Below are 14,142 nucleotides of genomic sequence, written 5' to 3' on the forward strand. Positions count from 1 at the left end.
TAGAAGCGTGGCGATCGCAAGCGCGGCGTAGCCGGGCGCAGCGGGTCGCCACGAAGTCATCAGCGAGACACACTCCGCGACACGCCGAGACGCGTCGGTGGGCGGTCATAGACTGGCGTCCCTATGAACGATTCTCCGTCGCGGTCCTTCGTGCACCTGCATAACCACACCGAGTATTCGATGTTGGACGGTGCCGCGAAGATCGCGCCGATGCTCGCCGAGGCGCAGCGGCTGGAGATGTCGGCGATCGGGATGACCGACCACGGAAACATGTTCGGCGCCAGCGAGTTTTACAACGCGGCGACCGCCGCCGGAATCAAGCCGATCATCGGCGTCGAGGCGTATGTGGCTCCCGGTTCCCGGTTCGACACCCGCCGGGTCTTCTGGGGCGAGCCCGGGCAGAAGGGCGACGACGTGTCGGGGTCCGGGTCGTATACCCACCTGACCATGGTCGCGGAGAACGCCACAGGCCTGCGCAACCTGTTCAAGCTGTCGTCGCTGGCCTCGTTCGAGGGTCAGCTGTCGAAGTGGTCACGGATGGATGCCGAGCTGATCGCCGAGCACGCCAGCGGCATCATCGGCACCACCGGCTGCCCGTCCGGTGAGGTGCAGACCCGGCTGCGGCTCGGGCAACACCGCGAAGCGCTGGAATCGGCCGCCAGGTGGCGTGAGATCTTCGGGCCGGACAACTATTTCCTGGAGCTGATGGACCATGGGCTGGCCATCGAGCGCCGGGTCCGCGACGGGCTGATCGAGATCGGCCGCAAGCTGGGCATCGCGCCGCTGGCCACCAACGACTGCCACTACGTCACCCGCGACGCCGCGCACAACCACGAGGCGCTGCTGTGTGTGCAGACCGGCAAGACGCTGTCGGACCCCAACCGGTTCAAGTTCGAAGGCGACGGCTACTACCTGAAGTCCGCCGCCGAGATGCGCGCGATCTGGGACGAAGAAGTGCCCGGCGCCTGCGACACCACGCTGCTGATCGCGGAACGGGTGGGCTCCTACGCCGACGTGTGGACGCCCCGCAACCGGATGCCGGTGTTCCCCGTGCCCGACGGGCACGACCAAGCGTCCTGGCTGCGCCACGAGGTGGACGCCGGATTGCGGCGGCGCTTTCCGGACGGGCTGCCCGACGGCTATGCGCAACGAGCCGCCTACGAGATAGAAGTCATCTGCGACAAGGGTTTTCCGTCGTATTTCCTGATCGTGGCCGACCTGATCAACTATGCGCGGTCGGTCGACATCCGGGTCGGCCCGGGCCGCGGTTCGGCGGCCGGCTCGCTGGTGGCCTATGCCCTGGGCATCACCGACATCGACCCGATTCCGCACGGTCTGCTGTTCGAGCGGTTCCTCAACCCCGAGCGCACGTCGATGCCCGACATCGACATCGACTTCGACGACCGTCGTCGCGGCGAGATGGTGCGCTACGCCGCCGACAAGTGGGGACATGACCGGGTGGCCCAGGTCATCACCTTCGGCACCATCAAAACCAAAGCAGCACTGAAGGATTCCGCCCGCATCCACTATGGGCAGCCCGGCTTCGCGATCGCCGACCGGATTACCAAGGCACTCCCGCCGGCGATCATGGCCAAAGACATCCCGCTGGCCGGCATCACCGACCCCAACCACGAGCGCTACAAGGAAGCCGCCGAGGTCCGCGGCTTGATCGACACCGACCCCGACGTGCGCACCATCTACCAAACCGCCCGCGGGCTGGAAGGCCTGATCCGCAACGCCGGCGTGCACGCCTGCGCGGTGATCATGAGCAGTGAGCCGCTGACCGAGTCTATTCCGCTGTGGAAGCGGCCCCAGGACGGCGCCATCATCACCGGCTGGGACTACCCGGCATGTGAGGAAATCGGTCTGCTGAAGATGGACTTCCTCGGGCTGCGCAACCTGACGATCATCGGCGACGCGATCGAGAACATCAAGGCCAACCGGGGAGTCGACGTCGATCTGGAGTCGCTGCCGCTGGACGACCCGGCCACCTACGAGCTGCTCGGCCGCGGTGACACGCTGGGCGTGTTCCAGCTCGACGGCGGCCCGATGCGCGACCTGCTGCGCCGCATGAAGCCGACCGGATTCGAAGACATCGTGGCGGTGATCGCGCTGTACCGCCCGGGACCGATGGGGCAGAACGCCCACAACGAGTACGCCGACCGCAAGAACGGCCGCCAGCCGATCAAGCCCATCCACCCGGAGCTGGCCGAGCCGCTCGAGGAGATCCTGGCCGAGACCTACGGTCTGATCGTCTACCAGGAGCAGATCATGCGCATCGCGCAGAAGGTGGCGGGCTACTCGCTGGCTCGAGCCGACATTCTGCGCAAGGCGATGGGCAAGAAGAAGCGCGAGGTACTGGCCGCCGAGTACGAAAGCTTTTCGGCGGGAATGCAATCCAACGGGTTCTCGGCCAGTGCCATCAAGGCCCTGTGGGATACCATCCTGCCGTTCGCCGACTACGCGTTCAACAAGTCGCACGCCGCCGGATACGGCATGGTGTCCTACTGGACGGCGTATTTGAAAGCCAACTATCCGGCCGAGTACATGGCGGGGCTGCTCACCTCGGTCGGTGACGACAAGGACAAGGCCGCCGTATACCTGGCCGACTGCCGCAAGCTCGGCATCACGGTGCTGCCGCCGGACGTCAACGAATCCGGGTTGAATTTCGCCTCGGTGGGCACCGACATCCGCTACGGGCTGGGTGCGGTACGCAACGTCGGCGCCAATGTCGTTGCTTCGCTGTTGAACACCCGCACCGAGAAGGGCAAGTTCACCGACTTCTCCGACTACCTCAACAAGGTCGACATCGCCGCCTGCAACAAGAAGGTCACCGAGTCGCTGATCAAGGCGGGCGCGTTCGACTCGCTGGGCCATGCCCGCAAGGGCCTGTTCCTGGTGCACACCGACGCGGTCGACTCGGTGTTGGGCACCAAGAAGGCCGAGGCGATGGGGCAGTTCGACCTGTTCGGCGGCACCGACTCGGTCGCGGATGCGGTGTTCACCATCAAGGTGCCCGAGGAGGAGTGGGACGACAAGCACAAGCTGGCGCTGGAGCGCGAGATGTTGGGCCTGTACGTGTCCGGGCATCCGCTGAACGGGGTCGCGCATCTGTTGTCGACCCAGGTCGACACGGCCATCCCGGCAATCCTGGACGGAGACGTCCCCAACGACGCCCAGGTGAGGGTCGGCGGCATTCTGGCCTCGGTGAACCGGCGGGTCAATAAGAACGGAATGCCCTGGGCGTCAGCGCAATTGGAGGACCTCACCGGCGGTATCGAGGTGATGTTCTTCCCGCACACCTACTCCGCTTACGGCGCCGAGATCGTCGACGACGCGGTGGTACTGGTCAGCGCGCGGGTGAGGATCCAGGACGACCGGATCTGCTTGATCGCCAACGACCTTGTGGTGCCGGACTTTTCGAATGCGCGCATCGATCGGCCGCTGGCGGTGAGCCTGCCCACCCGACAGTGCACCATCGACAAGGTCAATGCGCTCAAGCAGGTCTTGGCACGTCACCCCGGCACATCGCAGGTGCATCTGCGCCTGGTCAGCGGAGATCGGATCACCACGCTGGAATTGGACGCCTCGCTGCGGGTGACGCCGTCGCCGGCGTTGATGGGCGATCTCAAGGCGCTGCTGGGCCCCGGGTGCCTGGGCGGATGACGGGTTCACGATTCGCTGAGCGTCGCGTTCGGTTCCGCAAGCTCCACACTGATGGCTGCTTTGTCATCCCCAATCCGTGGGATGCGGGGACGGCGATCGCGCTGGCGAAGATGGGATTCCCGGCGTTGGCCACGACCAGCGCGGGGTTCGCTTTCTCGCGGGGTCTGCCCGACACCCCGGAGGCGCTCGACGTCGAAGCGGTCCTTGGCCATATCGCAGAAATAGTCAATGCGGCAGATGTGCCGGTCAACGCCGACTTTCAGGCCGGCTACCACCGCGAACTCAGCGGCTTGGCGGACAACATTGCCCGCTGTGTCGCCACGGGCGTGGCCGGGCTGTCGATCGAAGATGCCTACGGCGACAATGACAATCCGTTGTTGTCGGTGCCGGAGGCGGCCGAACGTGTCCGTGTTGCCCGCTCGGCGATCGATGAGTCCGGCGAGGACGTGTTGCTGACCGCCCGTGCGGAGTGCTTCCTATATGGCCATCCCGACCCGCTTGCAGAGGCGATCCGGCGGTTGCAGGCCTACGCCGACGCGGGTGCGGACGTCGTGTTCGCCCCCGGAGTCAGTCGCCGAGAAGACATTACGGCTCTGGTGGACGCGGTTCGACCGGTCTCGGTGAACGTGTTGATATCGTCCGATTCGGGTATCACGGTTGGCGAGCTCGCTGAGCTCGGCGTGCGGCGGATAAGCGTTGGATCTGCGCTGTCGCGAGTCGCTTGGGGCGCATTCCTTTCGGCCGCATCCGAACTCGCGAACGCCGGCACGTTCGGGGGCTTGGCCCAAGCCGCGACATTCAACGAGCTCAACGCACTGTTCACATGAGATTCTCGGGGTCCACCCGAACGATCGCGCTGTCCGGCCACACCGAGCGGTCACGGGCACGTCGTAGCTTCTCGCGACCGACAAGTCGCGGTGCACGTTGGTCACGCCCGGAACTTTGATCAGCGGGACGATGTTCCACTGCCAGCCGTAGCGCCGGTGCAGGAGGCGGTTGGCTTCTTCGGCGTCGGCGCCGGACAGGATCGTGGCGCGGCCCGAAACCGTCGTCGCGCCCGGGCGGAGTCGGCCCCGGTAATCGCAGGCCGTCAGCTCGACATCCGGTCGCATGGCCAAACGCTTGGTCTTCGCTCCGACCTTGGTTCGAAACAGCAGCGCGTTGCCGTCGAGAGCGAACCAGATCGGGGTGTCGACGGGTGTGCCGTCACGGCGGAACGATCGGAGGAGGGCGTATCGGGCGGTATGCATGCGCCCAGTCAAGGACTTAGAGTTAACTCGAAGTCAAGCCCTGGTTTGGAGACCACGATGCCCGCACGCCTGACAATCGGAGACGTGGCGCGAACATCCGGTGTCGCAGCGACCACGTTGCGCTACTACGAGCACATCGGATTACTGCCATCACCGGCCAGGGTGGGCGGTCAACGCCGATACGACGACGCGGTGCTGGCCCGCCTCGAGGTGATCCGGCTGTGCAAATCCGCCGGGTTCACGCTGGACGAGGTCCAGCTGCTGTTCGCCGACGACGCGCCGGGACGTCCCGCCAGCCGCGCGCTGGCCGAGGCCAAACTGGCCGAGATCGACGCCCAGATGGCGTCGCTGGCCCAAGCCCGCGCCGTCATCGAATGGGGGATGCAATGCACCTGCCCGTCGATCGACGCCTGCACCTGCGGCATTCACCGCGCATTGCCGGCCTGAGCCGGATCCTGGGAGATCAGATCACATCGCTGGGCAAAACGGGTAACCGAAGTGGATGCATATCGCCGCTCTGCTCGCGTTGAGCTCTGCACTGTGCGTCGCAGCCGGCGACGTGCTCCAGCAGCGAGCGGCGCATCGGGTCACTGGCCGACCGGTCGGCCACATCGAATTGCTGGCGAGGCTGTTAAAAGACCAACAGTGGTGGTGGGGGGTACTGATCCTGTTGGCAAGCATCGGGTTGCAGGCGGCGGCGCTGGCTCGGGGTTCGGTGCTGCTGGTGCAGCCGTTACTCACGCTTTCGCTGCTATTCGCGCTGCCGATCAGCGCGAGATTGTCGCACCGCAAGGTCATCGGCCGAGAGTGGATATCCGCCGGCTTGCTGACGGCCGCGGTGATCGTGATCGTCACCGTCGGCCACCCAGAGGCCGGGCGTTCGAGCGCGTCGCTCCAGAGCTGGGCGGGTGTGGTCATGGTGTTGGGCCCACTGCTGGCGGGATGCGTCGTGGCCGGCCAAATCAAAGGCGGCGCCCCGGCCGCGGTGCTGTTCGCCTTCGTGTCGGGTTCGCTCTGGGGGGTCTTTGCCGTGCTCACCAAAGAAGTCGTCCATCGGCTCGGCGATGGCCACTGGGAGGTGGCCCGAACACCTGAGCTGTATGCCTGGCTACTGGTCGCACTGGGCGGTCTCGTGTGGAGCCAGTCTGCATTCCGCGCCGGGCCCCTGACCGCGTCGATGCCGACGCTGCAGGTGTCGCAGCCGGTCGTGGCGGCAGTGCTCGGTGTCGTCGTTCTCGGCGAGACGCTGAACACCGGGCGCGCCGGGACGATCGCCCTGGCGGCCGCCGGGCTGGTGATGGCGGCGGCCATCTTCGAGCTGGCGCGTGTCGAAGCCGTGGCCGCTAACGCGTATCCGCCGCCGAGGAAGCCCGTTCGAGCTCAAGCTCGGCTGTGAGCTGCGATTGGTCAGCGTCCCATCGGCGAAGCCCCACTGTGGCGGCTTCGCCGGGCGCGAACCGTTCATGCAGCCGCGCCAGCGGTTTGGGCGCCCACCAACTGCGCGGGCCCAGCAAGTGCAGGAAAGCGGGGACCAGCACCATGCGCACCAGGGTGGCGTCGGCCAGCACGGCAAGTGTCAGGCCGAGCCCGAGCATTCGGATGAACGACACCTGAGCCGGGATCAGCGCGGCAAATGAAATCGACATCACCAGCGCAGCGGCGGTGACTACCCGGCCGATGCCCGATATCCCCAGAGCGATGCTCTCGTCATTGGCCACACGGGCCTCGGCTGTGCTGGGTCGCGTCTGCCGGGCGGCTTGGGAGGCCAGCCAATACTCGTGGATTCGCGAGACCAGAAACACCTCGTAATCCATGGACAGCCCGAAGGCGATGCAGAACAACAACACCGGGATGTTGGCATTCAACGTGCCCGTGGGGGTGGTGCCCAATGCGCCGAGGTGGCCATCCTGAAAGATCCACACCATCGCACCGAACGCCGCGGTCAGAGACAACACGTTGCATGCCAATGCCTGCAGCGGCAGCACGATGCTGCCGGTCAGCACAAACAGCAGCACGAAGGTGACGGCGGCGATCAGCACCAACACGCTCGGCAGCCGCGTGGTGAGCGCGTCGACACTGTCGCGGTTGGTCTGCGCCAGCCCGGCCATCGCCACTGGACGTCCGGCCGGTCCGCTGACCCGGTGCAGCCGGTCGAGCTGCGTGTTCGAGGCTTCGGAAAAGAGCGGCGCGGTGCTGGCCACGGTGAGAAATGCGCTGCCGTGGGCAACACCGGTGGGCGCGGCCGGCGGTCCCACCTTGTGTCCGGAGGCGAATGTCCCGGTCGGCGCCGTCACAGCCGAGACGTCAGGCACCCGTGACAATTCCGCGGCGTAGCGCTCCAGGTCGACCTGGTTCACACCGCGGACATCGGGGACGACGACAGACACGGCCATCCCTAGCCCACCGGAAAAATCGCTGTCCAACAATTCGGCGACTTGGCGCGCCGACGCCGAGCGGGGGAGCACGCGCTCGTCGGGAAAGCCCCACTTCACTCCCAGGAAAGGTGCCCCCAACGCCAGCATCAGCGCGATGACCGCCAGACCCACCGGCATGGCGTGGCGCAGCACGAACTTGGTTGACCGGTACCAGAACCTGGCATTGCTGTGCCTGCGCGGATCGTCGGGCCGCCAGTTCTCCCGCTTCAGCAGCCGACGTACCAGCGGGCGCACGTCCAGGGCGTCCAGCCTGGGTCCCGCCAGCACGATCACCGCGGGTGTCACCGCGATGGCCGCGACCGCGACGATGACCGCGGTGGCCGCGACTGCATAACCCGCCGACTTCAAGAAGTACATGGGAAACACCACCAATACCGCCATCGACAACGCGACGGTGGTCGCAGAGAACAGCACGGTGCGTCCGGCGGTGGCCATGGTCCGGTACAGTGCCTGCTCCCGGTTGCTGTCCACGGCCAACTGCTCGCGGTAGCGGCTGATGATCAGCAAGGTGTAGTCGATTGCCAGGGCGAGACCCATGGCGATGCTCAGGTCCAGTGCGTACGTCGACACGTCGGTGGTGAAGCTGATCAGCCGCAACACCGTCATGGTGCCGACGATGGCCAAAAGCCCCAATGCAATCGGCAGCGCCGCCGCCAGCAGACCACCGAACACCCAGACCAGCACCGCGAAACTCAGTGGAATGGCAATGGACTCCATCAACCACAGGTCGCGCTGGTTCTGCTGGTTGATTTGGGCATACGCCACGGCCATGCCGCCGGCGCGCACGGTGACGCCGTCGCGATCGTGCGCCAGCTGTCGGGAGAGCGTATCGGCATACTTCTGTGCGTTGTTCTCCCCGCCTTTCAGGTTGGCCACGATCAATCCGGACTTGTTGTCGTTGCTGACCATCCCGGCGGTGTCGGTCGGCGGTCCGGAAGAAGGCCCAGCCCACGGCGAGGACACATTGAATACCCATGGCGACCGTTTCAGGTGATCGACGATGTCGGTGCCGACTCTGCGCGCCTGCTCGCTGCGCGCGCCGGCGGGCGCGGTCACGACGATCATCATCTTCTGATCGGTTTGCTCGAACTTGTCCCTGAGCAGGTCGGTCGCCCGCGCCGACTCTGACGTCGGATCCTGGAAACCGCCGGCCGACAAGCTTTTGACCACCGGAATCCCGAAAATGCTGGCGCCCAGCACAACCAAAACGGCAACCGTGATGATGCGTCGCGGCGCCGCAATGGCTATTCGAGTGATTGCTCGCAGCATCTCGGCGTCCTTTCGCTGTCGATCCGCAATCACTACGGCATACCCGATCCAGCAGGCCTGACCCCTTTGTGATTGACCCGGTCACTCGGTGGGTAGGCGTACGCAGGCGGGACCCTCAATAAGCGTCAACAACGCGATTGGATGAGATGAATACCGCGGACGACACCATCAGGACAAGATTCGCAACCGACGACGACTGGCAGGCGGTCTATGAAAATCAGGCCCGTGCATACGGAGTTTCGATGGAGCCGAGCGACATCGAAGCCTGGAAACGCCGGGTCAGGCTTGACGACATTCTGGTTGCCGAGGATGTCTCAGATCCTCGGCACCCATTCCTGGTCGGTACCTCTCTCTACTACAAGCTGCGGCTCACCGTGCCAGGCGGTGCCAGTCTCGATGCCGCGTGGTTGGCGATGATTGCCGTTGCGGCCACACATCAAGGAAGGAAAATTTGGCAGCGGATCAGTGTCGAGGGTTTCGGAATACTCCAGGACCGGGGCTATCCGATCCTTTGTGGTGTTCCGACCCAGCCGGCGGTCTATGAGATCTTGGGCGCAGGAGTGGCCAGCTATTCGCGGAAATACAATATCGAGCCGCGTTTTACGGACCTGCGGGTCAAACCGAGCCGGAATCGGGCGCGAGAGGTCGGTGCTTCCGAGGCAGCCCCCCACTTGCCGCCAATTTATGATCGATGGTGTGCCAAAACGCATGGGGCGCTCAGCCGGGACAGCGCGTGGTGGGCCGACTACTTGGAAGACAGGCCGACGCAACGGGATAACGGCTCGGCGCTCAATTTCATAATTCATCCAGATGGGTTTCTGGCATACCGAGTAATCGGGGCATCACCACACGCCTTTCGGCGGCCGTTTGGCACCGTGGTCGTCGAAGACTTCTGCCCCGTCACAGACGAAGCGCACACTGAACTGCTTGCGACGCTCATCGGTATGAAGATGTTCGACAACATAGTGATCGAGGTCCCGGTCGACGACCCGCTTCTGCTCAAACTCAGGGATCAGCTTGCCGCCCCAACGACGGGCGTGTGCGATTTTCTCTGGATGCGAATCATGGATGTACCGGAAGTGCTTGGCGCGCGGGAGTACTCCGCCGATGCCGATGTCGTTCTGGAAGTCAGTGATCCGCTCAGCGTCGCGGGAGGACGATTCTTGCTCCAGATTCGTGATGGCGTCGGGAAGTGCACGCCGCATGACGGGCCCCCGGACATCAAAATCGGCCTAAATGAGCTGGGAACGATCTACATGGGTGCGCATCGAGCGTCGGAGCTTCACCGAGCCAACCGCATCACCGAACTGCATGACGGTGCGCTACGCAATCTGGATGCCGCCTTCAGCACCGCGCGGGCGCCCTACTGCGGCACGCTATTTTGATGTGACCCGAGTCGGATCCTTATAGATCACACCGTCTTTCATGACGAAGTTCACGCGGCCGGTGACCTCGATGTCAGTGAACGGATCGCCGGGCATCGCGACCAGATCCGCGATCTTGCCCTCGGCGATCACCCCCAGATCGTCAAGCCGCAGCAGCTCGGCGGCAATGCTGGTGGCGGCCTGCAGTGCCCGCAGCGGGGTGATGCCGGTGGACACCATCGTCGGAAATTCCTGCCAGTTCTCGTGATGCGGGAACATCCCAGCGTCGGTTCCGAAGGCGATCCGCACATTACTGGCGGCCAGCCGCTCGGCGGCGTCCAGTAACGGGCCGCGGTACTTCTGCGCTTTGCGACGCGCGTACTCCGGCATGACCGCCCACATCGGGTCGTCCTCGCCGCGCCGCGCGCCGGACACAATGGCGTACTGGGTGGGCACCATGAACACGCCGGCGTCCTCCATCATTCGCAGCGTTTCGGCCAAGGCGAGGTTGCCGTGCTCGATGCTGCGCACCCCGGCGCGAAGGGCGCGCTGGATGCCTTCGTCACCGTAACTGTGTGGAGTGACCGGGATATCGAGGTCCGCGGCCGTCGCGACCAGCACGTCCATCTCCTCTTGGCTATAGGTGGCCTGGCCCGGATCGTCCGACGGTGAGGCGAAGCCGCCGGTCGCGGCGAACTTGATCCAGTCGGCGCCGGCGCGGATCTCCTGCCTGACCCTGGTGCGGATCTCGTCGCGACCATCGGCGGCTGCCAGTTCCAGCGCCCGCGAACACCCTTGATATTCGTCGGCGACCATTCCGCTGAAGTCGCCGTGGCCCCCGCGCGCGGAGATCATGTGGGGCGCCACCACCATCCGCGGACCCTCGACGATGCCGGCTGCCACCGCGTTGCGCAGGTCGACCGTCGGGTAGTCGAGGTCCCCGCAGCCGAGGTCGCGGATGGTGGTAAAACCATTGTGCAGCAACGCCTTCAGCACCGGCAGCGCCTTGAGCGTCTTTGCGACGCTGGAGTCGAGGGCCACCGCCGGACCAAGCGGGGGCGCAATCGTGACATGGACATGGCAGTCCATGAAGCCGGGGGTCAGGGTGTGCCCGGACAGGTCCACCACCTGCGCGTCGGTCGGCGCCTCGATGCGTTCACCGAGCCGCTGGATGCGCCCGCCGACGACCAAGACCTGGCGCGGCGCCGCCCGATCCGAAATTCCGTCCCACACGTTGGCGCCGGTGATCAGGGTCGCTGCCATCCGTGACCTCTTTTGAACTCGTAGCGCAGGATGCGGGCTTTGCGGGCCGACGCCGCAAAGCGCCCGGAGATCTTGGTCGCCAGCCGAATCCAGCCAGGAAACAGCTCGACCTCGGGGGCATGCGCCAGGCTGGCCTCCTCCACCAGCCGCAGCCGCGGATTCCAGCTCTCGGGCTCGTGGGCGTCCTTGAAACCTCGGTATCCCCACTGGCTTCCGACTGCGCCGAACATTTTCTGCGGGGCCAGTTTCACGGCGAGGCTGCTGAACCAGCCGATGCGGCCGTAATCGTTGAAAGCCAGCTGGCCAGAACCGAACCGGTCGGTGATGCCGGCGAATACGCCGACAATCACCGGCTCTGACAGAAACGCGAACAGACCGTCGGCGATCACCATCGTGGGCCGGTCGCCGGGAATCGTGTCGGCCCAGTTCGGGTCTGCCACCGACGCGGCAACCGAGTGGGCCTGCTTGCGGGCGGGCATCACCTCGTCGCGCACCGCGATGACGTTCGGCAGATCGACGCTGTACCAGTCCACGCCGGCGGGCGGGTCGACGCGGATCGCCCCGGTGTCCAACCCGGCACCGAGGTCAACCACGACGGCATCGGGATGCTCGGAAACGAAAGCCCGCATTCGGTCGTCGAGCATCTTGGCCCGCAGCGCCGACTGGCACACCACACTGGTTGGCACGCCCAGTGCGGCGAAGTCGTAGTCGATCCTGGCGACGATCTCGTCGGCGAGCGTGTCGCCCAGGATCGGACGTGGCCACCGGCTGTCCAACGCCCTTGCGTACTGGGTCAAAAGCGCGGTTTGCTCCACCGCGCTGAAACTGCCGACGTCGATTCCCATCAATGACGAACCTACCGTCCGCACCCCGCGCTGCCTCGGTGCCACGAGAAACTGCAAAGGTTTGTGCACAATCCGGCCGGATCGGTGCGCAGCGTGGCTAGCTGGTCCGCGATCAGCGCCATACGGTCGCAGCAGGTTTCAGGTCACCGTGGCTACGACATAGGCTCGTGGGTGTTGGAGTGCTGCGCCCGCACGAACACCAGGAGGACCGAGATGATCACGTCCGAGCGGCCGACCACCCTGTGTGAGGCATTTCAGCGCACGGCAGCGATCCAGCCGGACTCTGTTGCGCTTCGCACCCCCGGCGACACACAGACACTCAGCTGGCGGGATTACGGCGCACAAGTGCGTCGAGTGGCGGCCGGCCTGGCCGGACTCGGGGTTCGCCGCGGCGACACGGTTTCGCTGATGATGGCCAACCGGATCGAGTTCTACCCGCTGGACACCGGCGCGCAACATGTCGGCGCCACGTCGTTCTCGCTATACAACACGCTGCCGGCCGAGGAAATCACGTATCTGCTCGGCAACGCAGGCACCAAGGTCGTGATCTGCGAGGAACAATACGTCGACCGGATCCGCGCCAGCGGCGCGGCCATCGAGCACCTTGTCTGCGTCGACGGATCACCCGACGGCACGCTCACGCTCGACGAACTCTATGCCGCCGGTAGTGATGACTTCGATTTCGAATCGACCTGGCGGGCAGTGCAACCCGACGACGTCGCGACCCTCATCTACACCTCCGGCACCACCGGCAAGCCCAAGGGTGTGGAGACGACGCACAAGAATCTGTTGTTCGAAGCGTTCACCGTCGAGGCGGTGCTGGGAATCGAGTTCGGCGACCGGATCACGTCGTTCCTGCCTTCGGCGCACATCGCCGACCGGATGACCGGTCTCTACACCCAGGAAGTGTTCGGAACCCAGGTTACGGTGGTTTCCGACGGGCGCAACATCGCGGCGGCGCTGCCCGATACACGGCCCACCATTTGGGGCGCGGTGCCCCGGGTATGGGAAAAGCTCAAGGCTGCAATCGAATTCGCTGTCACGCATGAACGCGACGAGACCAAGCGCCAAGCATTGCAGTGGGGCATGTCGGTCGCCGCCAAGCGCGCCGCCGCGCTGGTCGCCGGTGAACCGGAGTCGGATGAGGTAGCGGCCGAGTGGGCCAAAGCCGATGAGCTGGTGTTGTCGAAGCTGCGAGAGCGGCTCGGCTTCGGTGAGCTGCGGTGGGCGGTCTCGGGTGCGGCCCCGATCCCGAAGGAGACACTGGCATTCTTCCTAGGAATCGGCATCCCGATCGCCGAACTTTGGGGTATGTCCGAACTGAGTTGCATCGCCACGCTGAGCCATCCCCGCGATGCGCGGCTCGGGACCGTCGGCAAGTTGTTGCCGGGGCTGGAATGCAAGATCGCGGACGACGGCGAGTTTTTGGTGCGCGGGCCGCTGGTGATGAAGGGCTACCGCAAGGAGCCGGAGAAGACCGCCGAGGCGATCGACGCCGACGGGTGGCTGCACACCGGCGACATCCTCGAGATCGACTCAGACGGCTATTTGCGGGTGGTCGACCGGAAGAAGGAGTTGATCATCAACGCGGCCGGCAAGAACATGTCGCCGGCCAACATCGAGAACGCAATCCTGGCCGCCTGTCCCATGGTGGGCGCGATGGTCACGATCGGCGACGGGCGACCCTACAACACCGCGCTGATGGTCTTCGACGCCGACTCGGTCGGGCCCTATGCGGCCAGGCACGGACTGGCCGACGCCTCTCCCGCGGCGCTGGCCGCCGATCCGGAGGTGATCGCGCGCATCGCCGCCGGCGTGGCCGAGGGCAACAAGAAACTGTCCCGGGTGGAGCAGATCAAGCGCTTCCGGGTGCTGCCCACGCTGTGGGAGCCCGGCGGTGACGAGGTGACGTTGACGATGAAGCTCAAGCGCCGACCGATCGCCGAGAAGTACGCCGCCGAGATCGAAGAGCTCTACGCGAGCGAGCCGGGCCCGGACGTCCACGAGCCGATGAGCACACCGACCGCGCAGCCGGCGTGACCGGGTCATA

At 65.3% G+C, this 14,142-nt stretch carries 9 protein-coding genes and 1 pseudogene; 6 read left to right on the forward strand and 4 right to left on the reverse strand.

What is annotated here, in order from left to right; genetic code table 11:
* Positions 1–123: 123 nt before the first annotated feature.
* Positions 124–3,666 (forward strand): DNA polymerase III subunit alpha, encoded by a 3,543-nt coding sequence (gene dnaE, locus AWC06_RS22605; protein WP_085200248.1) that lies wholly within the window; start codon positions 124–126, stop codon positions 3,664–3,666.
* Entirely contained in the window at positions 3,663–4,493 is an 831-nt protein-coding gene (locus tag AWC06_RS22610) for an isocitrate lyase/PEP mutase family protein (protein ID WP_085200296.1), read from the forward strand. The genes dnaE and AWC06_RS22610 overlap by 4 nt, the downstream gene beginning before the upstream one ends.
* Here the strand turns inward: AWC06_RS22610 and AWC06_RS22615 are convergent.
* Positions 4,486–4,916, reverse strand: a pseudogene (locus AWC06_RS22615) (PPOX class F420-dependent oxidoreductase). The gene AWC06_RS22610 and the pseudogene AWC06_RS22615 sit on opposite strands and share 8 nt — an antisense overlap.
* Before the next feature lie 57 nt (positions 4,917–4,973).
* On the opposite strand from AWC06_RS22615, the gene AWC06_RS22620 reads away from it, so the two are divergent.
* Positions 4,974–5,363 carry a MerR family transcriptional regulator gene (locus tag AWC06_RS22620; RefSeq protein WP_085200249.1) on the forward strand — a complete coding sequence of 130 codons (390 nt, stop codon included), beginning with the start codon at positions 4,974–4,976 and terminating at the stop codon, positions 5,361–5,363.
* Between the two features lie 55 nt (positions 5,364–5,418).
* Complete coding sequence (locus AWC06_RS22625; RefSeq protein ID WP_085200250.1) at positions 5,419–6,312, forward strand: DMT family transporter; 894 nt, start codon at positions 5,419–5,421, stop codon at positions 6,310–6,312.
* Here AWC06_RS22625 and AWC06_RS22630 read toward each other — a convergent pair.
* Positions 6,260–8,620 carry an MMPL family transporter gene (locus AWC06_RS22630; RefSeq protein WP_085200251.1) on the reverse strand — a complete coding sequence of 787 codons (2,361 nt, stop codon included), beginning with the start codon at positions 8,618–8,620 and terminating at the stop codon, positions 6,260–6,262. The two genes, AWC06_RS22625 and AWC06_RS22630, sit on opposite strands and share 53 nt — an antisense overlap.
* 146 nt (positions 8,621–8,766) lie before the next feature.
* Here AWC06_RS22630 and AWC06_RS22635 point away from each other — a divergent pair, with 146 nt between their 5' ends.
* Positions 8,767–10,005 (forward strand): GNAT family N-acetyltransferase, encoded by a 1,239-nt coding sequence (locus AWC06_RS22635; RefSeq protein WP_085200252.1) that lies wholly within the window; start codon positions 8,767–8,769, stop codon positions 10,003–10,005.
* On the opposite strand, the gene AWC06_RS22640 is transcribed toward AWC06_RS22635, so the two are convergent.
* Both AWC06_RS22640 and AWC06_RS22645 read right to left on the reverse strand, forming a co-directional pair.
* A complete protein-coding gene (locus AWC06_RS22640; protein ID WP_085200253.1) occupies positions 9,997–11,247 on the reverse strand; it encodes a metal-dependent hydrolase family protein in 1,251 nt (416 codons plus the stop codon). The genes AWC06_RS22635 and AWC06_RS22640 overlap by 9 nt on opposite strands.
* Complete coding sequence (locus AWC06_RS22645) at positions 11,232–12,092, reverse strand: class I SAM-dependent methyltransferase (RefSeq protein WP_085200254.1); 861 nt, start codon at positions 12,090–12,092, stop codon at positions 11,232–11,234. The genes AWC06_RS22640 and AWC06_RS22645 overlap by 16 nt, the downstream gene beginning before the upstream one ends.
* Positions 12,093–12,305: 213 nt before the next feature.
* On the opposite strand from AWC06_RS22645, the gene fadD11 reads away from it, so the two are divergent.
* A complete protein-coding gene (gene fadD11, locus AWC06_RS22650; protein WP_085200255.1) occupies positions 12,306–14,132 on the forward strand; it encodes a fatty acid--CoA ligase FadD11 in 1,827 nt (608 codons plus the stop codon).
* Positions 14,133–14,142: the final 10 nt, after the last annotated feature.

Origin of the sequence: Mycobacterium fragae (assembly GCF_002102185.1) — a bacterium.
GTDB lineage: Bacteria > Actinomycetota > Actinomycetes > Mycobacteriales > Mycobacteriaceae > Mycobacterium > Mycobacterium fragae.

What these genes read in the sequence shown, in the direction of transcription:
- dnaE (WP_085200248.1), top strand. Translation starts at nt 124, where the DNA reads ATGAACGATTCTCCGTCGCGGTCCTTCGTGCACCTGCATAACCACACC.
- AWC06_RS22610 (WP_085200296.1), top strand. Translation starts at nt 3,663, where the DNA reads ATGACGGGTTCACGATTCGCTGAGCGTCGCGTTCGGTTCCGCAAGCTC.
- AWC06_RS22620 (WP_085200249.1), top strand. Translation starts at nt 4,974, where the DNA reads ATGCCCGCACGCCTGACAATCGGAGACGTGGCGCGAACATCCGGTGTC.
- AWC06_RS22625 (WP_085200250.1), top strand. Translation starts at nt 5,419, where the DNA reads ATGCATATCGCCGCTCTGCTCGCGTTGAGCTCTGCACTGTGCGTCGCA.
- AWC06_RS22630 (WP_085200251.1), bottom strand. Translation starts at nt 8,620, where the DNA reads ATGCTGCGAGCAATCACTCGAATAGCCATTGCGGCGCCGCGACGCATC.
- AWC06_RS22635 (WP_085200252.1), top strand. Translation starts at nt 8,767, where the DNA reads ATGAATACCGCGGACGACACCATCAGGACAAGATTCGCAACCGACGAC.
- AWC06_RS22640 (WP_085200253.1), bottom strand. Translation starts at nt 11,247, where the DNA reads ATGGCAGCGACCCTGATCACCGGCGCCAACGTGTGGGACGGAATTTCG.
- AWC06_RS22645 (WP_085200254.1), bottom strand. Translation starts at nt 12,092, where the DNA reads ATGGGAATCGACGTCGGCAGTTTCAGCGCGGTGGAGCAAACCGCGCTT.
- fadD11 (WP_085200255.1), top strand. Translation starts at nt 12,306, where the DNA reads ATGATCACGTCCGAGCGGCCGACCACCCTGTGTGAGGCATTTCAGCGC.